Origin of the sequence: Pseudoalteromonas sp. CO348, assembly GCF_004208845.1 — a bacterium.
GTDB classification, from domain to species: domain Bacteria; phylum Pseudomonadota; class Gammaproteobacteria; order Enterobacterales; family Alteromonadaceae; genus Pseudoalteromonas; species Pseudoalteromonas maricaloris.
Map to the genome: position 1 here is coordinate 107,835 of NZ_SGPI01000028.1, position 19,782 is coordinate 127,616.

20 protein-coding genes are annotated in these 19,782 nt (G+C 42.1%); 10 read left to right on the forward strand and 10 right to left on the reverse strand.

What is annotated here, in order from left to right; all coding sequences use genetic code 11:
- Positions 1-87: 87 nt before the first annotated feature.
- Positions 88-519 (reverse strand): nucleoside-diphosphate kinase, encoded by a 432-nt coding sequence (gene ndk / locus EXT48_RS13850; protein ID WP_010377338.1) that lies wholly within the window; start codon positions 517-519, stop codon positions 88-90.
- Positions 520-1,103: 584 nt separating this feature from the next.
- Here ndk and yegQ point away from each other — a divergent pair.
- From yegQ to EXT48_RS13890, 7 genes are all read left to right on the forward strand, one after another.
- A complete protein-coding gene (gene yegQ / locus EXT48_RS13860; protein WP_130164788.1) occupies positions 1,104-2,462 on the forward strand; it encodes a tRNA 5-hydroxyuridine modification protein YegQ in 1,359 nt (452 codons plus the stop codon).
- Between the two features lie 2 nt (positions 2,463-2,464).
- A complete protein-coding gene (locus EXT48_RS13865) occupies positions 2,465-2,710 on the forward strand; it encodes a YfhL family 4Fe-4S dicluster ferredoxin (RefSeq protein WP_010377334.1) in 246 nt (81 codons plus the stop codon).
- 232 nt (positions 2,711-2,942) lie between these two features.
- Positions 2,943-5,630: a PAS domain-containing sensor histidine kinase gene (locus EXT48_RS13870; RefSeq protein WP_130164789.1), complete on the forward strand. Its 2,688-nt coding sequence runs from the start codon at positions 2,943-2,945 to the stop codon at positions 5,628-5,630.
- 2 nt (positions 5,631-5,632) lie between these two features.
- Positions 5,633-6,037 (forward strand): response regulator, encoded by a 405-nt coding sequence (locus EXT48_RS13875; RefSeq protein ID WP_010377331.1) that lies wholly within the window; start codon positions 5,633-5,635, stop codon positions 6,035-6,037.
- A 2-nt stretch (positions 6,038-6,039) separates the two neighbouring features.
- On the forward strand, positions 6,040-6,972 hold the full coding sequence (locus EXT48_RS13880) for a GGDEF domain-containing response regulator (RefSeq protein WP_010377329.1): 933 nt from the start codon (positions 6,040-6,042) through the stop codon (positions 6,970-6,972).
- Between the two features lie 356 nt (positions 6,973-7,328).
- The gene (locus EXT48_RS13885) at positions 7,329-8,489 is read left to right on the forward strand and encodes a M23 family metallopeptidase (RefSeq protein ID WP_130164790.1); all 1,161 of its coding nucleotides are present in this window, start codon (positions 7,329-7,331) and stop codon (positions 8,487-8,489) included.
- Between the two features lie 130 nt (positions 8,490-8,619).
- On the forward strand, positions 8,620-9,333 hold the full coding sequence (locus EXT48_RS13890) for a response regulator transcription factor (RefSeq protein WP_039494376.1): 714 nt from the start codon (positions 8,620-8,622) through the stop codon (positions 9,331-9,333).
- A 112-nt stretch (positions 9,334-9,445) separates the two neighbouring features.
- Here the strand turns inward: EXT48_RS13890 and pyrE are convergent, their stop codons facing one another.
- On the reverse strand, positions 9,446-10,090 hold the full coding sequence (pyrE, locus tag EXT48_RS13895) for an orotate phosphoribosyltransferase (protein WP_130164791.1): 645 nt from the start codon (positions 10,088-10,090) through the stop codon (positions 9,446-9,448).
- Positions 10,091-10,111: 21 nt separating this feature from the next.
- A complete protein-coding gene (rph, locus tag EXT48_RS13900; RefSeq protein ID WP_010377321.1) occupies positions 10,112-10,825 on the reverse strand; it encodes a ribonuclease PH in 714 nt (237 codons plus the stop codon).
- A gap of 153 nt (positions 10,826-10,978) precedes the next feature.
- Here rph and EXT48_RS13905 point away from each other — a divergent pair, with 153 nt between their 5' ends.
- Positions 10,979-11,839, forward strand: coding sequence for a YicC/YloC family endoribonuclease (locus tag EXT48_RS13905; RefSeq protein WP_130164792.1), 861 nt, complete (start codon positions 10,979-10,981; stop codon positions 11,837-11,839).
- A 174-nt stretch (positions 11,840-12,013) separates the two neighbouring features.
- Entirely contained in the window at positions 12,014-13,228 is a 1,215-nt protein-coding gene (locus EXT48_RS13910) for a site-specific integrase (protein WP_130164793.1), read from the forward strand.
- A 39-nt stretch (positions 13,229-13,267) separates the two neighbouring features.
- Here the strand turns inward: EXT48_RS13910 and EXT48_RS13915 are convergent, their stop codons facing one another.
- From EXT48_RS13915 to EXT48_RS13935, 5 genes are all read right to left on the reverse strand, one after another.
- Positions 13,268-14,611, reverse strand: a complete 1,344-nt coding sequence (locus EXT48_RS13915) for a hypothetical protein (RefSeq protein ID WP_130164794.1) — start codon at positions 14,609-14,611, stop codon at positions 13,268-13,270.
- A gap of 53 nt (positions 14,612-14,664) precedes the next feature.
- A complete protein-coding gene (locus tag EXT48_RS13920; protein ID WP_130164795.1) occupies positions 14,665-14,883 on the reverse strand; it encodes an AlpA family transcriptional regulator in 219 nt (72 codons plus the stop codon).
- Positions 14,884-15,135: 252 nt separating this feature from the next.
- Complete coding sequence (locus EXT48_RS13925) at positions 15,136-16,860, reverse strand: DUF927 domain-containing protein (RefSeq protein WP_130164796.1); 1,725 nt, start codon at positions 16,858-16,860, stop codon at positions 15,136-15,138.
- Positions 16,861-17,351: 491 nt separating this feature from the next.
- On the reverse strand, positions 17,352-17,729 hold the full coding sequence (locus tag EXT48_RS13930; protein ID WP_205992082.1) for a hypothetical protein: 378 nt from the start codon (positions 17,727-17,729) through the stop codon (positions 17,352-17,354).
- Positions 17,730-17,776: 47 nt separating this feature from the next.
- Positions 17,777-17,986, reverse strand: a complete 210-nt coding sequence (locus EXT48_RS13935) for a hypothetical protein (RefSeq protein WP_105167653.1) — start codon at positions 17,984-17,986, stop codon at positions 17,777-17,779.
- A gap of 116 nt (positions 17,987-18,102) precedes the next feature.
- On the opposite strand from EXT48_RS13935, the gene EXT48_RS13940 reads away from it, so the two are divergent.
- Positions 18,103-18,372, forward strand: coding sequence for a helix-turn-helix domain-containing protein (locus tag EXT48_RS13940; RefSeq protein ID WP_101566470.1), 270 nt, complete (start codon positions 18,103-18,105; stop codon positions 18,370-18,372).
- A gap of 18 nt (positions 18,373-18,390) precedes the next feature.
- On the opposite strand, the gene EXT48_RS13945 is transcribed toward EXT48_RS13940, so the two are convergent.
- Complete coding sequence (locus tag EXT48_RS13945; RefSeq protein ID WP_130164797.1) at positions 18,391-19,257, reverse strand: phage integrase N-terminal domain-containing protein; 867 nt, start codon at positions 19,255-19,257, stop codon at positions 18,391-18,393.
- Positions 19,258-19,352: 95 nt separating this feature from the next.
- Positions 19,353-19,782: hypothetical protein (locus tag EXT48_RS23725; RefSeq protein WP_205992084.1), on the reverse strand; the 430-nt coding region annotated here is incomplete at its 5' end.

Below are 19,782 nucleotides of genomic sequence, written 5' to 3' on the forward strand. Positions count from 1 at the left end.
ATTACTTTACAAAGCACGCTTATCCCGCAACTTAGCTACGGGACAAAAAAAGGGCTCGAAAGCCCTTCTTTGGCACCAAGTCTCGAATTAACGAGTACGTGGGCAGATTTCTTCTTCAGCGAAGAAGTAAGCGATTTCGCGAGCAGCAGACTCAGGCGCGTCAGAACCGTGTACTGCGTTCTCGTCGATGCTGTCTGCGTAGTCAGCACGTAGCGTACCAGCTAGCGCTTCAGCAGGGTTAGTAGCACCCATGATTTCGCGATTTTTACGAACTGCGTCTTCACCTTCAAGCACCTGAACCATTACTGGACCAGAAGTCATGAAAGAAACTAGTGCACCAAAGAAAGGACGCTCTTTGTGCTCTGCGTAGAAACCTTCAGCTTTCTCTTGAGAAAGGTGAACCATTTTTGATGCAACGATTTTAAGACCAGCAGACTCAAAACGGTTGTAGATAGCACCGATGTGGTTTTTAGCTACAGCATCAGGCTTGATGATTGAAAAAGTGCGCTCTAAAGCCATCTTTTTTGCTCCAAAATATTATTGTGAATATTAACGGGCGCGAATTATACGTGTTTTGGTAGAAAAAACCTACTATCTCACGCCGCTTTCTTTGCGAAGAAACGAAAGTTTGGTGAATTATTTGTCGATTAAATACGCAGAATTGCCCACAGAAGCCTTAACAGTAAGGCCACTTGCCCTTCCTTGCACAATGTCAAAAAACCTGATCTACATCAAGATTACTTACTTAGCTTTCTTCTATACTGCGCCGCTTTTTAGAATCAGCACGCGAAATCACTCAACAGCTGACCCGTAATTAGGGCCTGTTTATCTTTCAAGTTTGTTTTTGCAGCAGTTTGATTGGTATTTATACAAGGCAGTGCCTGCGTAGCATAGTTGTTCTATGTGAGTCAGGCGATAACACAGTAGAAATGCCAATCAAGCGCTGCCCTTTGGGTTCACCTGAGTGCGCTTTGTTCATTGTTGCTCAACTTTTGCCTAGATTACTAGGCGGCAAGTCGAGCGTCGCGACCAAAACACACTCAGGAGAACAAAAATAAAACAGCAAAGGTCAACAGGCCCTAGTTCAATGTATGAGGTAAACCATGTTTGTACCAGAACTTCTCTCTCCTGCCGGCAGTTTAAAGAATATGCGTTACGCTTTTGCGTACGGTGCCGACGCTGTTTACGCCGGACAACCAAGATACAGTCTGCGCGTACGTAATAACGAATTTGACCTAAACAACCTCGAAATCGGTATTAATGAAGCCCACCAGCAAAACAAAAAGCTCTATGTCGTATCAAATATTGCGCCGCACAACGGCAAAGTGAAAACTTACTTACGTGATATTGAGCCTGTTATCGCGATGAAGCCAGACGCGCTTATCATGTCCGATCCCGGGCTAATTATGCTGGTGCGCGATAAATGGCCAGACATGCCAATTCACCTATCCGTACAAGCAAATGCTGTTAACTATGCGGCGGTGCAATTTTGGGCCAAACAAGGGGTTGAGCGCGTTGTTCTTTCTCGCGAGTTGTCGCTACAAGAAATAGAAGAAATTCGTACATTGTGTCCAGACACTGAGCTTGAAGTATTCGTTCACGGCGCCTTATGTATGGCTTATTCTGGTCGCTGTTTATTGTCGGGTTATATCAACAAGCGCGATCCAAACCAAGGTACTTGTACCAATGCCTGCCGCTGGAGCTACGATGTCAAACCTGGTCAAGAAAACGAAACCGGCGATGTTGTCCATAAGGTCGATCCAAAAGCGATTATTCCAACCTTAGGGGAAGGTCAACCAAGCGACGAAGTGTTTATGCTCGAAGAGCAAGGTCGACCTGGTGAATACATGCCAGCATTTGAGGATGAGCACGGTACTTACATCATGAATTCCAAAGATTTACGTGCTGTCCAGTATGTTGATCAACTGACTCGTATGGGCGTGCACAGCCTTAAGATCGAAGGCCGAACCAAGTCATTCTATTATGTTGCTCGCACCGCACAAGTCTATCGTAAAGCCATTGATGATGCTGTTGCAGGTAAACCATTTGACCCAAGCTTAATGAAAACCCTAGAAAACCTAGCCCACCGAGGGTATACCGAGGGCTTCTTGAAACGTCATGTACATCAAGACTATCAAAATTACGACTACGGTCATTCGGTGTCTGACCAACAGCAGTTTGTTGGTGAAGTGCTAGGTCGCACTAATAATGGTCTCGTTGAAATTGAGGTTAAAAACAAGTTCTGTACTGGTCACAGCTTAGAATTGATGACACCTAAGGGCAATATTCACTTTAATCTTGAACACATGGAAAATAAAAAAGGCGAAGCGATAGATGACGCCAAGGGCTCGGGTCATATCGTCAAAATTCCATTACCGCAGGACATAGACTTAAGTCACGCCATTTTAATGCGCAATTTAGGCCAAAGTGAGGACACTCGTAATCCTTTTAAAAAGGCATAACGATGGCACTACTTATTAATGATAAATGTATCAACTGTGATATGTGCGACCCTGAGTGTCCTAATCAAGCCATTTACATGGGCGATAAAATTTATCAAATTGACCCTGACAAATGCACTGAATGCGTTGGCCATTACGACACACCAACTTGTGTGAGTGTCTGTCCCATTGATTGCATTAAACCAGATCCAAACCACAAAGAAAGTCTTGATCAGTTAGCCGAAAAGTACCTTCGACTCACCGAATAACAAGGTGAAGCCACGCGCTTCACCTTGTGAATCTCTCAACTCCCCTCTTCCCTACCTCACGATAAAGATTTCTTGCGCCTCTTGTCGAAATTTCAAATAGATATACTACAGTTAAAGCAGAGCAATAGGACTTTTAAAGCGTATTTTACTATCGTAGCTTGAGTGTACTTTTAGCGTCTTAACGGCGGATGTTTTTATATGAATCGGCTTTACGTTGAGGTAAGGAAATAACATGGATTTGAACTCATTTGAGTCATTTTTTAATAGCGCGTACATGCCACATGGTCATTGCTATTTGTGGCAACCTCACCTGCTGTGGACCAATGTCATCTCCGATATCTTGATAGCCGCAGCCTACTTCTCTATTCCCATGGCGATTATGATTTATGCAAAACAACGCCCTGATGTTGGCAGAAATTGGGTCTTTGTGTTGTTTTGTAGCTTCATCACCTTATGTGGACTCACGCACTTAATTGGCGTTTATACCGTTTGGCATGGCGCTTATGGTATTCATGGCATTTCAAAAGCAGTCACAGCGTTTATCTCAATGGTAACAGCAGTTTATCTTTTTAGACTGATCCCAAGCGCAGTCGCAATCCCAACCCCCAATCAATTCCATGGCGTAACCGCAAGGCTCAAACGTATTACCGATGAAAAGCAGGCGCTCCATTCGCAACTAGACCAACACAGAGTTACCGAGTTTATGCTCGATGCCTTACCCACCAGTACCTTGTTGCTTGACCAGCTACTTACCGTGAGTAAGTGCAATCCTTATTTTTATCGCGAGCTTGGGTACGACACGCCGGATGCGTTAATTGGACTGAGATTACACGATATTGTCAGTTTGGATGATCCGTTCGACAGCTTAGAGTCCATTAGCCAATCTCTACTTAACCAAAACGATTACAGTAAAGAAGCACTGTGCCATGTGAAAGACAAATTTGGCAATCAAATCCCGATGGAGATGCGCTTAGTACAAGAACCCCATGACGGTGCTAATCTCATTTTAGCGGTGTTTAATAACCTTTCGTCACTAAAACGCACAGAGCAAGCACTCGCGGAATCCACCGAGCAAATGAAGCGTGCAATCGGGGCAACCGAAGATGGCATTTGGGAGTGGAACGTTGTCGACAACAGCGTCAGCTATTCATCTCGTTTAAAAACCATGATAGGTAAGCGCGATGACGAAAAAGTCACCTATGACGACTGGTTTGCACATATCCACCCAGACCATCAGGGTAAAGTGCAAGATGCCATAGACCATCACTTTGCCACCAAAGATCAATATTTTGTCGAGTACTTAGGGCGAGACAACAAAGGAGAATACGCTTGGTTTTCCGCCGTAGGCAACAGCCAATTTGACGACCACGGTAAAGCATTGGTGATGTCTGGAGCACTTAGAAATATCCATCAGAAAAAATCCCTTGAGCTGCAAGTGGCGGAAAAAAACAAAATTCTCAATGCCATCTACGAAGGTGCAAGTCAGGCTATTTGGCTATTAAAGGTAGAAGAAAAGCAAACATTTCGAGTGCTCGAGTACAATAAGTTTGCCTGCCAGCGCACTGGCGTCAAACTTGATGAAATATTGGGTAAAACCCTCAGCCAACTAAGAGGGACAGTGTTAGAAGCGGAGCTAGTAGATAGAATCGAAAAAAACTACCAACTTTGCGTTGAGGTCGCAAAACCCGTAGATTACACCGAAATGATACCATTCAAAAATAAAGAACATTGGTATCAGACGACTCTTTATCCACTTAAAGACAGTAAGAACCAAGTTGAGCGGATCGTTGGTATCGCCGTCGATATTACTGCGCGAAAATTCGCAGAAAAAGAGCTTGAAGACAACCAGCGCTTTTTACAGCGAATGATAGATTCAGCAGTGTGTGGCCTTTATCTCTTCGACTTAAAACTCCACAAGAACACGCGTATAAACAAGCGTTATACTCAACTCCTTGGTTATACAATTCAAGAGTTAGAAAGCTCAAATTTGGAACTATGTTTTCATGAAAGTGAACGCGCACTCGTTTACGAGCATATTGATGAAGTGAGAGCCAGCCAAGACGGTGAACTTATCCCAATAAAGTATCGCTTTAGACACAAAGAAGGGCATTGGGTTTGGTGCTACTCTGTCGATACCGTGATCACTCGAGATCACAATGGCGAGCCAGAGTTGATGCTGGGTACTTTTGTCGATATGACTGAGCACACCGAATTGCTATTACAACTGCAAGAATCCAACGCCCACCTTGAGCACTTTGCCTATATTGCTTCTCATGATTTACAAGAGCCACTCAGAAAGATCACCGCTTTTTCAGACAGTTTGGCGCAAAGAATTACGCCAGAACTCAAAGACTACGACGATGCAAAGTTTGAAATAGAGCGCTTGGTTGATGCCAGTCAACGAATGCGGATCATGATCCAAGACCTACTCAAGCTATCACGCTTGCATTCCCATGAGTTGAAGCTACAAACAACCAATCTCACTTTATTGTTAGAAGATATCTGTGAAGTGATGAGCTTTAGTATCGAGGAAAGCGGCGCAGAAATTAAGCTAGAGAATGGTGATTTACCTATCGAACTTGATCCCTCGCTTTTTCTTCAAGTGCTGCAAAACTTAATCAGTAACAGCATTAAGTTTAAGTCACCAGAGGTTACGCCCGTAATCCAAATTTACGCCAGCCAAACCGGCCATGAAACGGTGATCCATTACAAAGACAATGGGCTTGGGATCCCAAAATCTCGACGTCAGCAAATCTTTGAACCGTTCAGGCGTTTTGGCACCACACAAGAGTATGGCAGTGGTATTGGACTTGCGCTGTGCCGACAAATCGTAAAACTACATGGCGGCACAATAAAATGCCTGCAAAGTGATGATGGCGCTTTGTTTGAAATCATACTGCCAAAAGAAGTTAAGGAGTAATAATGGAACTGTTATTAGTTGAAGATGATCCAGATGATGTCTACTTTTTTAAAAGAGCATACAGCAGTATTGCCAATGCGCCAGAGCTTAAAATTTTTTCTGACGGTCATGAGCTGCTGCATTACCTCGACTCTATCGCAACCTACGACCAAGTTATTTTGCTGGATTTAAACATGCCAAAAATGAGTGGCTTTGAAGTTATGGAAGCTTTAAAAAATGAACAAGTTGCCGATAAATTAATAACGGTATGCTATACCACCTCTACTCACCACAGTGACATTCGTAAAGCATATCAATTGGGCGCTAAGTCATATATTACCAAGCCCGGACGCTTAAGTGATTTAGAGTCGTTGATCAAATTAATCAAGCAGTATTGGTTTGACAATAACTGTGTCGTGCAAGGGTAACTATGAATACATGGCTGATTTATCTTCTTGAAGACAACGATGAAGATGCTTACTTAGTAAAGCGCACACTTGCAAGTACTGATGGTAGACAAAAGTTTAACGTTAAACACTTCAAAAATTTAGAACAACTTGAAACCGCCTTAAACACAGTCAAGCCTGAAGCCATCCTTATCGATTTAAATATCGATGAGAGCCAAGGTCTGACCACGCTGATTAAAGTAAAACAGTTGCCAATCAGCGCCCCTATAATCGTGCTAACAGGGGTATCTGAAACACTGTTTGGCGAAAAGGCAATTCAACTTGGTGCGCAAGATTATATCCCAAAACACGAAGTGAGCGGCCCACTATTGGCACGTACAATCACCTTCTCAAAAGAACGCTACGAAATGCAGCGAAATCTAGAGAACCTAGTGGTGATGGATAGACTCACTATGCTACATAACCGCGGCGCATTTGATAACGAATTAGAAAGAGCGATTTCTGAGTCAGAGCGGTATGGTCATGGATTTGGTGTGCTGTTTATTGATCTCGACAATTTTAAACCAGTCAATGATCAGCTTGGTCATCAAGCGGGCGATCAATTGCTAAAAATACTGGCAGCAAAACTTAAAATGTATAAACGTGCGTCAGACTTTGTTGCACGCTACGGTGGTGATGAATTCGTGGTTATCGCCCCTCATCTAACCGAAAAAAATCAGTTACGAAAACTTGCTCAGCATAAGTATGACTTGCTCAGTGATAATTACTGTCTCCAAGATGAAAGCGCCAATATCCGCGAAGTAAAACTGGACTTAAGCATTGGCGCAGTGATTTATCCAACTGACGCCACATCAGCAGAAGAGTTAGTTGCTAAAGCAGATAAAGCTATGTATCACGCGAAGACGAATCAATTACCTTACGCGTTTTACTCGGATGCAGGACTCACAGCAAAATAGTAGGGTAAGGAGTGTACTAATCCATTCTATTTTGAAGGTATTGTTTGTCGGCTTTTCTCCTTACGTGGTTGCGCCTTTCGACGAAAGGCAAAACATTGCTTCGTTGTTTTCGACGCTCTCCCCCCTGCCTTTCCTCTAGCAACTCTTCTAGTTGAGACAGAGTAATTAGCCTTTTCATAGCAACCTCCGCAACACACCACTTTCTTTTTTATAGTCGCTTTTACAAAAAACCCCAATCTAGCAGGCAAAAATCTAAGCCACCACTCAACAAAATCACATTTTAAACTTTTATTTTACAAAATACTCACATTTAGGTATAACTTGATTGAACAAAAAACAAACAGAAAGGATACAACATGAAACGCCACTATCTATCAGCGTGTTTAATCGCGCTCCTCTCACATCAGGCAACAGCTGCAGGTCAGCATGACTCTGTAGCTATGCCTGAATTTACTGCTGAACACATCAGTGCCTTACCTATTTCTAGTGTAATAGCAGTAAACCCTGAACTGTTTCTTTTCAGCAATGCTTTACAACAAGTAGATTGGCAGCAGGTGCTTGACAGCACGGCACCGCATTTAAGCGACAAGCTCGAAGTGATCTTGCACTATGCTGGATATGCCAGTATTAACCCTAAATTGTTGCTGGCACTAATGGAACTTGAGTCTGGTGTGATAAGTAACCCAGATAAACAATCCCTCTTTGCACCGTTTGGTACACTCTCTCATGAACATGGATTTGATGCGCAAGTAAAAGATGTAGCGCTTAATCTCAGTGCAAGATACTACGCATTCCAAAAACTTCGTGATGAAGGCAAAGCTAAAAAATTACCAGCAGTAAACGAAGCAACCGTAGCACTTGCAGATCTGACACACACATCGGCAGATGCCCTATTCAATACTTACCAAACGTTATTTAACGGTGAGTCATTAGCATTAAAAGCGGACAACAGCCTCGCTTTTAATGAACAAGCTTCAACACAAGCGGTATCAGCTGCTAGCTTTAGCATGAGCTTCCCATGGCCATCCGGTTACGCTTGGTATAGCGGTGGCGCACACTCAAATACAGGTTCAGGTTACCCTTACTCGTCGCTTGATTTTAATAACGGCTCAGGTGGCTGGGGAAGTAATACACCTTGGGTTCAAGCAGCGCATGGCGGCACAGTGACTCGTTACTCAGCTTGTAATATTCGCGTGACTCACTCAAGCGGTTATTCAACTCAGTATTACCATATGGAAAGTTTGCAATATAACACTGGTGATGTCATTTCTGCAGGTGCTTGGCTTGGCCGTTATGCGGACGATAAAGCAACAGCATTGTGCCAAGGTGGTCAATCAACCGGTCCTCACGTTCACTTTTCGCTACTGTACAACGGTGGGCATATTTCGCTGCATAACTGGTACATCAGTGGCTATCGTATAGATGTGGGTAACTCCAACTATGACGATAACTGTAATCGCTTCTTCTTTGAGAAGAACGGCTATCGTACTTGTGCATGGCGTGCATTGTACAAATAAACAGTCTTAGCTTACACAAGCATGGTATTAGGCTCAGCTTTTTAGTTTGAGCCTAATAAATAACTTAAATTTTTTGTAAAACAAATGTATATTAATTTCAATCTGGAATAAAAAAGGATTTAATACTTCTATGTTTGCAAAGGAATATTCCAACAACTCGCTAGCATGGCAAGATCGAGCATTTTTTATTCTGACTCATGCTCGAGCCAATACCAGTTCCACCAATTATACTGTGCTAATCAAAGTGCTGGAGACGCTAGGACATACAGTCAAAGTTGATACTCGACTACCAGAGCCAGCGCTGCGTGAACAAATCGCATTATTTTTGGTAGATACAGAACACCGAGATTGTAATGAACTTATCAGTGCTGAAGTAAAGCTATTGGCGGCTAAACACAAAGTACTACTCTTTAATGCCAATGAAGACAACGTTAATGAAAAAACGGCGCTACTTGGCAATGTGAAAGGCATACTCTATCACAATGCTCCACCAGAGACGTTATTTCAAGGATTAAGCAGTGTGCTCAAAGGCGAGCTTTGGTTTTGTCGCAGCGCTATCTCAGAGGCATTTAGCGAACTGATCGCCGCGATGCCACAAGCATTGCCTAACAGCGACATTATCTTAAGTAATGAAGAGTTAAATATGCTTACTGGCAGAGAAAAGTCTGTGATCAAGCTTATTGCTGCTGGTGCTAAAAACGAAGATATCGCTGATAGACTAAACATAAGTAGTCACACAGTTAAAACGCATATCTACAGCGCATTTAAAAAAACCAATTCGCGCAACCGAGTTGAACTTGCTAATTGGGCGCTACGCCATATACCAATAGTGAGTTTGAATTAAGAGCTGTGTAAAGACACGCAATAAAACTGAGATAAAAGAGAAGTAAATAACCTGAGGTTTGGATAAATAGATGGCTAGCATGGTACTAGCCATCTGCAGAAAATCGTAGGGCTTACGCTACACCGTAGCTATCACGGTATGCTTTAACTGCATCCAAGTGCGCATTCATACCACCTTGTTGCTCAAGGTAAGTGATCAGATCAGCCAATTTCACGATAGACACCACTTGAGTATTAAAGTCGCGCTCAACTTCCTGAATAGCAGAAAGCTCCGCTTTACCTTTTTCTTGGCGATCTAATGCGATTAATACGCCAGCAAGATCAGCACCATTAGCAGCAATAATTTCCATCGACTCACGAATAGCAGTACCCGCCGTGATCACATCATCAACTAGCATAATACGACCTTCAAGCGCCGAACCTACTAAGTTACCGCCTTCACCGTGCTCTTTCTTTTCTTTACGATTAAAGCAGTAAGGCACATCTTTATTGTGATGATCGGCAAGTGCAACGGCTGTCGTTGTCGCAATAGGAATACCCTTGTACGCTGGGCCAAACAACACATCAAACTCAATGCCAGCATCTTCCAATGCCGAAGCATAGAAACGACCTAAACGCGCCAGATCACGACCCGTGTTAAACAAGCCTGCATTGAAAAAATAAGGGCTAGTACGACCAGACTTTAAAGTAAACTCGCCAAACTTAAGCACCTGCTTTTCTAAGGCAAATTCAATAAACTCTTTTTGATACGGTTTCATGTTTTTCCTACTGAGTGTTGATTACGCTAACGCTTGCTTTTGTAGATCAATGATTTCACGAATTGAGTGTTTCGCAAGACCTAGTAACTCATCTAGCTCGTCGAACGAGAACGGTTCGCCTTCAGCTGTCCCTTGTACTTCAATCAGTTTGCCAGTTTCAGTCATGATCACGTTCATGTCTGTCTCAGCCTCTGAATCCTCAAGATACTCAAGATCGGTAATTGGCTGACCTTTATAAACCCCAACCGAGATTGCCGCTATCATAAACTTTAACGGGTTTACATTGATCATGCCTTTGGCACGCATGTGCGTTAGTGCATCTACTAATGCCACACAAGCACCGCTAATTGATGCCGTACGTGTACCACCGTCCGCTTGAATAACATCACAGTCGATAGTAATGGTGTTCTCACCTAACGCTTTTAAATCAACTGCGGCACGGAGCGCGCGTGCGATTAAGCGCTGAATTTCCATGGTACGGCCGCCTTGTTTGCCACGTGCCGCTTCACGGTTGTTACGCGTATGTGTAGAGCGCGGAAGCATACCGTATTCTGCGGTGATCCAGCCCTTGCCTTGACCTTTCATAAAGCGTGGCACACCCGCTTCTACAGAAGCCGTACATAACACTTTAGTGTTACCAAACTCTACCATTACTGAGCCTTCAGCGTGCATTGTATAGTTACGAGTAAATGTAACCGGCCTGATCTGATTTGCAGTTCTTTCGCTTGGACGCATCCACGTTCCCCCATCATCAAAATTTGCCGTACATTATAAAGGGATCATAGAGACTATGCCACGCGATCCGACTAAAAATAAAATTCACTTTAGGGCTGTGTGGAAATTCGGCTATAATGCTCCGGTTAAACCAAGCTAATTTAGGGACTTTATATGATCCATAGTATGACCGCCTACGCCCGCAAAGAAGTGAAAGGTGACTGGGGCACTGGGGTTTGGGAAATTCGTTCAGTGAATCAACGCTACCTCGAAACCTTTATCCGCGCACCAGAACAATTTAGAGGCTTAGAGCCAGTAATACGTGAACGCCTGCGTAAACACCTACAACGCGGCAAAGTTGAAGTATTCCTAAAGTTCACCGCAAATCCTGCGCACGTTGGCCAACTAACCGTCAACGAATCGCTTGCAAAGCAACTTGTTGAAAGCGCAAAGTGGCTACAATCACAAAGCGGCGGTGATATCAATCCAGTAGATATTCTGCGCTGGCCAGGTGTAATGGAAGCCGAAGAAGTCGATTTAGACACCGTAAACAGCGAACTGTTAGGTGGCTTTGATGAGCTAATAGAAGACTTTAAAGCTGCACGAGCAAGTGAAGGCGAAAACCTAGAAACCATGCTCACCACTCGTCTTGAAGGTATTCTAGAGCAAGTTGCCATCGTTGAAGGCTACATGCCTGAAGTCACTAAGTGGCAACGTGAAAAACTTTCACAAAAGTTAGAAGAACTAAAAACCGACATCGACGAAGGCCGCCTAGAGCAAGAGCTGATTTACCTTGCGCAAAAGCAAGATGTTGCAGAAGAACTCGACCGCCTCAAGTCACACGTCAAAGAAACCCACAAAATCCTCAAAAAAGGAGGCGCTTGTGGCCGTCGTTTAGACTTTATGATGCAAGAATTCAACCGCGAATCTAACACCCTAGCCTCAAAGTCAATCAACAGCGACATCACCAATGCAGCGGTTGAACTAAAGGTGTTGATCGAACAGATGCGCGAGCAGATCCAGAATATTGAATAAAGCTCACTAGCGTTCACAAAAACTCTTAACACATTGAAAAACCTCGCATTACAGCGGGGTTTTGTTTTTTATGGTTCCGTATTTTTTCATTCTGTTTCATCCAATTGGTGAGTATTGTGGTGAGTATTTTTCACTGCTAGTCTCAAACTACTGGTGAGTGCAAGAGGTGAAAAAATGCCAAATTTAACAGTTAAACAAGTCAACATACTTGCTAAAGGTCAGCATAGTAAAACATCCGATGGAAACGGTTTATTATTCGTCGTTCCGAAGCGTGGCGAACCATACTGGTCCCTGAGATATTCCTTCAACGAAAAGAGGAGGGAAAAGTCGCTGGGTAAATTCGGACAACTGACACTGGCTGAAGCTCGTGGTGAGGCTGAAACGATCAGAGCCATGCTGAGAGAAGGCATTGATCCACTATCATTGAGCTCTCTGACTAAACATAGCGGGATGACTTTTAACGAGCTATTTCAAGATATGTATGAAAATAAGCTGCTCAAACGATTAAAAAGGCCTGATATCCCGAAAAGTAAATATGACAACAATGTAGCCAAATTCATTGGTCACCTTAAAGTTGAGCAGGTTAATGCGTTCCACATTCGAGATATCCTAAATATCATTACCGACAGTAGGCGACCTACAGTCGCAAATGATGTCCTTGATCTACTTAACAACCTTTTTAAGCATGCTATTCAATTAAATATTACACTGAACAATCCCGCATCTGCATTCAGTTATAAAGATGCAGGAGGGGATGAGTCATGCCGAGAACGAGTATTGACGATTGATGAAGTGGAGCAAGCATTCAGCGTATTCAGAAAATATCCTGAGTCTTTTACTCGCGACAACTACTTGGCCTGCTGCTTGTTGGTAGTTTTGGGAGTACGTAAATCTGAATTAATTCAAGCCCCATGGCATGAATTCGATTTAGACAATGCGGTTTGGCATTTACCAAAAGAGCGTACCAAGAAAAATTTTAGAGCTATCAAGATTCCGTTACCACCTCTCGCTGTAGAATGGCTTAAAGAACTAAAAGTTCGTTCACATGGCTCAAGTTATGTATTCCCAGCTAGACGCAAAAGCAGCAAACCGTATATGGGTTCAGACACCGTGAACAGTGCAATAAATTCACTGTTCGGTATAGATCGTAGTAAGAAAGTTCAACCACCAAACCGTATGGGCGATTTAGAACATTTTAGAGTGCACGATCTTCGACGTACGTTCAGGTCTATTGGGTCAGAACTAAAGTTTCAAGATGATCATTTAGAGCGTTGTTTAAATCATAAAATCAGCAAGTTAGATGAGATTTACAACAAGCATGACTTTTTTGAACAGAGGAAGGAAATTCACCAAGCAGTATCTGTAACTTTAGAGCCTCTTCTTCAGTAGTGAAGAGGCAAAACTAATGCGGGTAAGGTATATTATCAATCAATTCATATCAAAACGCTCGACCTTCTCTTTATGTTCGGCGATTGCTGACTCTAGAATGTCGTACGCTTCTGACACTCTTGTTTCATGTATTTCAACAAGAATCGGTATGACCTTATCCAACACTTGTACAGTAAGCTCTTTTATCTGAGGGGATAAAAAATAGACCTGCTGGTCTAGTGAGATAAATTCACGACTTACCGCTATGGAAATATCTTTCACATGTGTGCGGCTATCTTCACCTATAGGATAATCGGATAAATCGAAATCACCTGGGTTAGAATTAATGTGATCCACAATTTCATGCTCCCAGAATTCTAGAAAGGATTCTTTGTCAGTTGCATATCCGTAATCTATTGTATTTTTAATTTTATAAATAACATCTTCCAGTTCGTCTTCATTTATCATAAAGACATCCGAAGGTTGAATTAATTCTTTAGCCTTTTCCAAATTGGCTGATCGGATTTGATTTGGACTGGCTTCATTCAACTCTATTATTTCTTCTATAATCCCTTCTAAATTGCTAATTTTATCTAATGTGGACTCATCTAAAAATGACTCCGCGTAAGTGTTTTCGATTAAATCATTTAGCAGAATTAAAGTTTTATCACTGCTGTTTGAGTGAAAAATATCGGCCAATAAATTAAGAATCTCATGCAATCTTTCAACTTCTATTTCGGATGAAATTTCACTAGTAAAAATAAATTCTTCGTATTGTTTAACAATCCCTTCAAAAAAACTCAGATAATCTAATATTTCGTTGTAATCATACCAGTACCTAAGAATTTTAAAATCTATGTCATCTATGCACTGTTTGCTTTCAAATAACGTACAACAAAAGTTATCGTCTGTTAGATTTTTTAAAATCCCCCTAATTAACTCATTGTTATTATCACTTATTTTAATAATAACCTCGTGACTAGAAAACAATGTTTTGTATCCTTCACCACTCAATTCGTGCATCGGCTTAGAGGTAGTAGCAACATTTTGAGATCCTAGATAAAGGTCACTGTCTGCACTGATTGCTTTAACATGAGATCTTGAGTGCAAAAAGAGCTTTACATTGTTAAATTCACTTTTTGCAAGTCTTTTCAGGCAAGCTTTCACCTCATTTTCAGTATTTTTATGGTTGAAATTGGAAATACCATATAAAATTTCAACCTCAGTATTTTCTGAAGCAAGGTCTTCTACTATAAACCTGACTGTTGAAAACAGGGATTTTGCGGGCCCATAAGTAGCAACTTTCAAACTCTTAATATTATTCAATTTTTTTATTTCATCGAACGAATCTTCAGAAAAATGGCGATGGAATACCTTCGCTTCAACATTTGCTAAATATTTCAATAATTATTCCTTTATCAATAGGCTATCTGTCAACTCGTCAAAGCCTAAACCATTTATTTGTTCATCCAAAGCAAAATATCAGACAGCAACCAGCGGGCTTTCCCCTTTCCAACGCTGGAGGCTGGCGGGGTTTCTCCCGCCTTTTGCATACGCCACCAGGTAGTGCGGCTTATGCCGGTTCTGCGGCAGCGCTCAGTCTCACTTATCAGTCGCTCTTCTTCGCCATAAAGCTTTAAAATGCCCGCTCGTTTTTCAAATAGCTCGTTATTCATGTTCGTCTCCAAGTTCCACGCGATTCTTTAGTATCCAAGTATCAACTTCTGTTCTCTTGAAAAAGGTTCGCCGGCCTCCAAGCTTGTAATAGGGCAACCCTTCTCTAACTTGTTGACGCAAGAAATTCGGGCTCAGTGCTGTGTACTGGACACACTCGTCAAATGTAAGAAACTCTTTGCTGTTGAGCGCTACTTTGCAAAGTTGGCTTTCAATAACGCATTTTATTTCGTCAAATAGTTGATCAGTAAGCATTAGTAATTCTCGCTATGGGAAACTGGGAAAGTGGGATTAGCATTACTATTCAATGAGTTATCATTTTCGTGAAAGTGGGATAGATCCACACTTTCACCGCATTCGCGACAGATTTTTTCGGGAAAGAACTTAATAAACCGCTCTCCTCCTATTTTAAATGTGCGACGCGTGCCTTCATTGGAAATGGCCCAACCTTTTTGAAGCATGTAATGGACTGTTTGACTGTATTCATGAGCAACAGACTCTATCACTTCCGATTTGAATAGCAGCTGAGGGATGTACCAAGCCAGTTCCGGCTCTGATTCAAAGAATCCAACGCTCCCATTATGTGACTCTCTTCGATGACTCAGGCTATGCCGCCACTTATTGATTAGCTTGATTAGCTTCTTAATAATTTTCTTACTTTCAGAATTCTCGGTACTATTTCGGTCATCTAGCCAAATTGTCGCTACCTGTTCTAATGCGTCTTTAGCTTCACCTAAGTGCCATGGCAACAGTCCTAGATTAATGGCAATTTCCCCCGCGGCCGCTAGCAAAGCAAACTTATCTAAAACGTTATTAGCTTGGCTCTCAATGTTTTTTGGCCAGGGCCACTGCTCCCGAATATCTTTGTACTCTTTAATAACCTCATTATTGGGGCAATCAAAATTTGAGAGAGCTTCCACCCACGATTTAATGAAAGTGCCATGGTACTTACCTACGCAGGATGAGAAGTACTCAGCAAACTCTTTAGCTGAAGTAAATCCATGAGTATTTTCAAAAGCATCATATTTGCTAAATACTGGAACCTCTATCAGCCGGACTGATTGCCCTGCACTAACACTTTGATTAATGCCCAACAAAAGCTCTTCAAGGGTAAGCTCGCCGGTACTGAGAAATATTGTTCGCCAACGGTAGCGCTTATCCAGTGCACCATCTTGCTGGCTTCTTAGTTTTGATACGCCATTGCACAAGTGATAAATTAACTGGCCTATATCCTGTGCGGGACATTGCTTAAATTCATCAAGGCAAAGCAACATGTTATTTCGCGCACGAGCGATAGATTCAATACCGTTAGATGTTGAGCTCCAAGTCTCCCAATAGGTTTGATCTGAATAGATACTGGCAGCCACTTTCATCACTGTAGACTTGCCTGATTTTGAGCTTCCGACGATTTGTATTCCGAAGCTTTCTAAATCAGTCCATCCAATAATAGGGGCCGCAAGTGCAGTACATACAGCAAGAATCATGATTGGATTACCCCGACAATATTTTCCAATATTTTGTTGCCAGTCCAATAGAGAGCCTGATTCAACTAAGCCGTCACCAGCAAAATCACCAACATAAACTGCCGGTGTCTCATATCGGCCAATACTCCAATCCGGTGTGACGAATTGGCCGTCCACCCAACCACTTTGTCTCGCGCTGTATGCATGCTTATTACATGGAGTTTCGATTAGGTAGGCTAAAAGAGATTCCCACGTGTATTTTCCTGGCGAAAGTTGAAAGCCTGACCGAAGCAGCCTCTTTTTAAATTTTTTTGCGAAGTTGTCATCAACTTCTCCCATTGGCAGTACTTCACGAATCGGTAAACCAAAGTAGTTTTTCCACTCTAATAGTCGGCCAAAGTCATCTCGCTTGTCGTGCGAAGAAACGATAGCCTTCACTTCTATTGGACCGGAAATTTTTCTCTCTTCACCATCTTTGTTAAGGGCGTAAATCCCGTCAGGTTTTGCTTTTAGCATTGGTGCTGTTCCTTATAATTCGAAACGCTATATGAGCGTGTGAAACTGTTTAGAACAGGCTGCCATAAAGTCTTTCAGAGTGAGCGCGAAAAACTAGGGTGACTTTAGGAGGGTTTTTTCTAAGCTTGAAAAATAAGCTGAAATTTAACCATTTCAGGGGTTTGATTTTCACGTAAAGTAAAAGAAAACAGCTGTTTTTGGGCGCCAAGAATTAGGCATGCCTAACTTCTTGGTTCAAAAGAGTGGGTTATCAGTCGAATTTATTGAGGTTGTCGCGATTAAAATGAAATAGTAAAGCAAAAAAAATGACCAGCGCCAAAACCATGGTGCATCCGGTAAGCAAAGGAGCCATCACTATATTCTCCCTTCTTTAATTGCTTTAAATAGATCGTGTTTTAGTTTGTCGTAGTGGCGAGTAGCACGAATAGCCAGCACCATTAACACCCACATTTGAAACCATTCATATGTTGTCATAGCAGTTCCTATTAATTTTAATGCCTGGTAATACCGGTAAATACGTTACCTTCCCAGTTACACAACTCGATAATCCAATTACTGATTTGCTGTCGCTTATTAGGATTATAGCCGGTAAACGGGAATGTTATTTTGGTGCTGCGCGCTTTAAACTTTGAAAAGGGCTCCAGTCTTACATCCCAGACAGCCCCATATTCGTTGGTTACATCGAACGCAAACGCCTTTTGGGATATTAAAGTGAGTAACATATCCTCTTCTGTCTGAACATCCTTATCAAAAGAAAGGCCTAGTGGCTCACATTCGACTTCTATACCACGCAGTCGATGTTTGATCTCAGCAAACGCGGGTAAAAATGGCCGCAGCTCAGAGTTATTAATCAATTTTTCTTCGTTCATAATATCCGCCCCCAATTTGGCATGCCAAATTAGCCTATGTATTAGCTCTAGTAATAAGTGTCGTATAACTCGCCTCGTGCCTGAGCATCCTCAGCCTCTTGACGAGTCATATGTTCACCATCAGCGATAATATTACCCATACCATCATCAAGCTTATCGAGTTGTTCATTTTCCGTAGATGATTGATCATCAGCGGTAAATATACTAATCAACAAGTAAATAACCCCTACCGACACACACACGAAAGTTTCAAGCATAATCATTATCTCCAAAAAATTAGGCATGCCTAATCCATAGCTAAGCATTCCTTAGTATCTAGATTCAATTAAAGCTAAGAAAATCTTAGTTTTCAAGAGCAGATGTCTTACACCAATTGAAAACTAATGATGGTTCGCCGTTTCCAACACGGCTAAAGCAAGCAAGAACAAGACTCGGTCTGTCCCAAAAGCAGTTAGGAATAATGGCGGGGATGGATAAATTTGTTGCGTCTGCTCGTATGAACCAATATGAACGTGGTGTTCACACTCCTGATTTCAAAACGGTAGTCGCGTTGAGCGGTGTTCTAAAGGTGCCAACTGCCTTCTTGTACTGCATTGAAGACGAGTTGGCTGAAAAGATATTGGATTGGTCAGTAAGCGGATAAAATTAGGCATGCCTAATTTTAACTACCCAAGTAAGCATAGGTTATCTTCAAACGTTCATGACCTAACTCTTGGCTAATTTGCTCACGGACTTTGGTATCGTGCTCATAATCAATTGGCGACAGCTCTTTTCTATGCGGGCCTCCGTCAGCAGGACATTTCCAGCCTGTAAGCTCTAAATAGCGCTCGCGAGCGTAATGATGACGCAATCCGTGATTTTTATTTAATCCAACTCTAATTGTTTCGCGGTCATACTGTTCCATTTGTGACTTATAGTTTTTGTCTGCTTCGATAAGTGCGCCTTTAGTAACAGCGGCAATATCACGAATAAGCTGTTGTTGAGATTCTTTTAAAATCGGAATTTTGCGGTATTTGCCACCTTTGGCCCATGAGCCTTTAATTTGTAGAGTGTTAGCGTTTATCAAAGCGTAAGATAAGCTGAATTTCATACACTCCTCTTTTCTAAGCCCAAATTCTTGCTGCAAACGCAGGGAAAGCTTGATTAAGTCACTCTTGATCTTCGCATGTTTATCCATGTCTAACGTTTTTGACTTGCCAATGGGGTTGTTGCGAACTCTTGGAATGCCGTAATCATCATTGCTACGTGAACAGATATTAGGTTTACCTATTTTTTCGGCAATCCAACGCAAGGCCGCCATTCTGTTTTTTATTGTTTTAGCTGCTAGACCTTCATCTTGCCAACGTGTAACAAGATGATTGATATGCTTGGTTTTAAGACCGCTCGGGTCTTTTAATCTATAACCATGTTTGAGTAGCTGCTTTGCAGCAAGGTTTAAAACTTTGCTTCGAGTAGCTCTAGTGCTAAAGCTACTTTCGCGGTGAGTGTCGTTCACCATTTGATGAAGACGATATCCTAATTGGCTCATTTCATGTTCCTCATAAATTTAAAAAGTAATTTTGAAAGTATTGAGAAAAACACCAAACCGAAGACCAGGGGGCGAAACGCCAAAATAGGTAAGTTTTAAAGCCATATGAACGGTACGTAACCGTGCATATTGTCATAAGACATAAAGGCTAACTGGTCTAAAGCAACAAAGCTGAGCCGTGTGATTTCTGTTGAAATACAGCGCGAACTACTGTGGTTTATATTTGTGTTGTATATAGTGGGGTGGCCGTATGACCCATAATGCTGCGAATGCAGCTCCTCAGGAACGTGTTGCGGGCAGTGGATACGCCCTTTTTCTTGATGCTCATGTCGAGCTAGTTCATAAATAAAATTATCACAGTGATCAGAGATTGCAACACCTTTTTGACGGGCCCAAATCTCCATCCCTCTTCTGGCCCTGCAATTTTTAAGGCGGATTGGGTATTGTAACGGTAGACTTAGATTGGAGACCTGTTTAGAGGTATTATTCAATACAACTAAAGAGGTTACAAATGCCAAGAAGAAT

Bases quoted from the DNA above. Each gene is read 5' to 3' on its own strand.
- EXT48_RS13875 (WP_010377331.1), top strand. From the start codon at position 5,633: ATGGAACTGTTATTAGTTGAAGATGATCCAGATGATGTCTACTTTTTT.
- EXT48_RS13870 (WP_130164789.1), top strand. From the start codon at position 2,943: ATGGATTTGAACTCATTTGAGTCATTTTTTAATAGCGCGTACATGCCA.
- EXT48_RS13935 (WP_105167653.1), bottom strand. From the start codon at position 17,986: ATGCTTGAAACTTTCGTGTGTGTGTCGGTAGGGGTTATTTACTTGTTG.
- EXT48_RS13865 (WP_010377334.1), top strand. From the start codon at position 2,465: ATGGCACTACTTATTAATGATAAATGTATCAACTGTGATATGTGCGAC.
- EXT48_RS13890 (WP_039494376.1), top strand. From the start codon at position 8,620: ATGTTTGCAAAGGAATATTCCAACAACTCGCTAGCATGGCAAGATCGA.
- rph (WP_010377321.1), bottom strand. From the start codon at position 10,825: ATGCGTCCAAGCGAAAGAACTGCAAATCAGATCAGGCCGGTTACATTT.
- EXT48_RS13885 (WP_130164790.1), top strand. From the start codon at position 7,329: ATGAAACGCCACTATCTATCAGCGTGTTTAATCGCGCTCCTCTCACAT.
- EXT48_RS13925 (WP_130164796.1), bottom strand. From the start codon at position 16,860: ATGCTAAAAGCAAAACCTGACGGGATTTACGCCCTTAACAAAGATGGT.
- EXT48_RS13910 (WP_130164793.1), top strand. From the start codon at position 12,014: ATGCCAAATTTAACAGTTAAACAAGTCAACATACTTGCTAAAGGTCAG.
- EXT48_RS13945 (WP_130164797.1), bottom strand. From the start codon at position 19,257: ATGAGCCAATTAGGATATCGTCTTCATCAAATGGTGAACGACACTCAC.
- yegQ (WP_130164788.1), top strand. From the start codon at position 1,104: ATGTTTGTACCAGAACTTCTCTCTCCTGCCGGCAGTTTAAAGAATATG.
- EXT48_RS13880 (WP_010377329.1), top strand. From the start codon at position 6,040: ATGAATACATGGCTGATTTATCTTCTTGAAGACAACGATGAAGATGCT.
- ndk (WP_010377338.1), bottom strand. From the start codon at position 519: ATGGCTTTAGAGCGCACTTTTTCAATCATCAAGCCTGATGCTGTAGCT.
- EXT48_RS13920 (WP_130164795.1), bottom strand. From the start codon at position 14,883: ATGAATAACGAGCTATTTGAAAAACGAGCGGGCATTTTAAAGCTTTAT.
- EXT48_RS13930 (WP_205992082.1), bottom strand. From the start codon at position 17,729: ATGAACGAAGAAAAATTGATTAATAACTCTGAGCTGCGGCCATTTTTA.
- pyrE (WP_130164791.1), bottom strand. From the start codon at position 10,090: ATGAAACCGTATCAAAAAGAGTTTATTGAATTTGCCTTAGAAAAGCAG.
- EXT48_RS13905 (WP_130164792.1), top strand. From the start codon at position 10,979: ATGATCCATAGTATGACCGCCTACGCCCGCAAAGAAGTGAAAGGTGAC.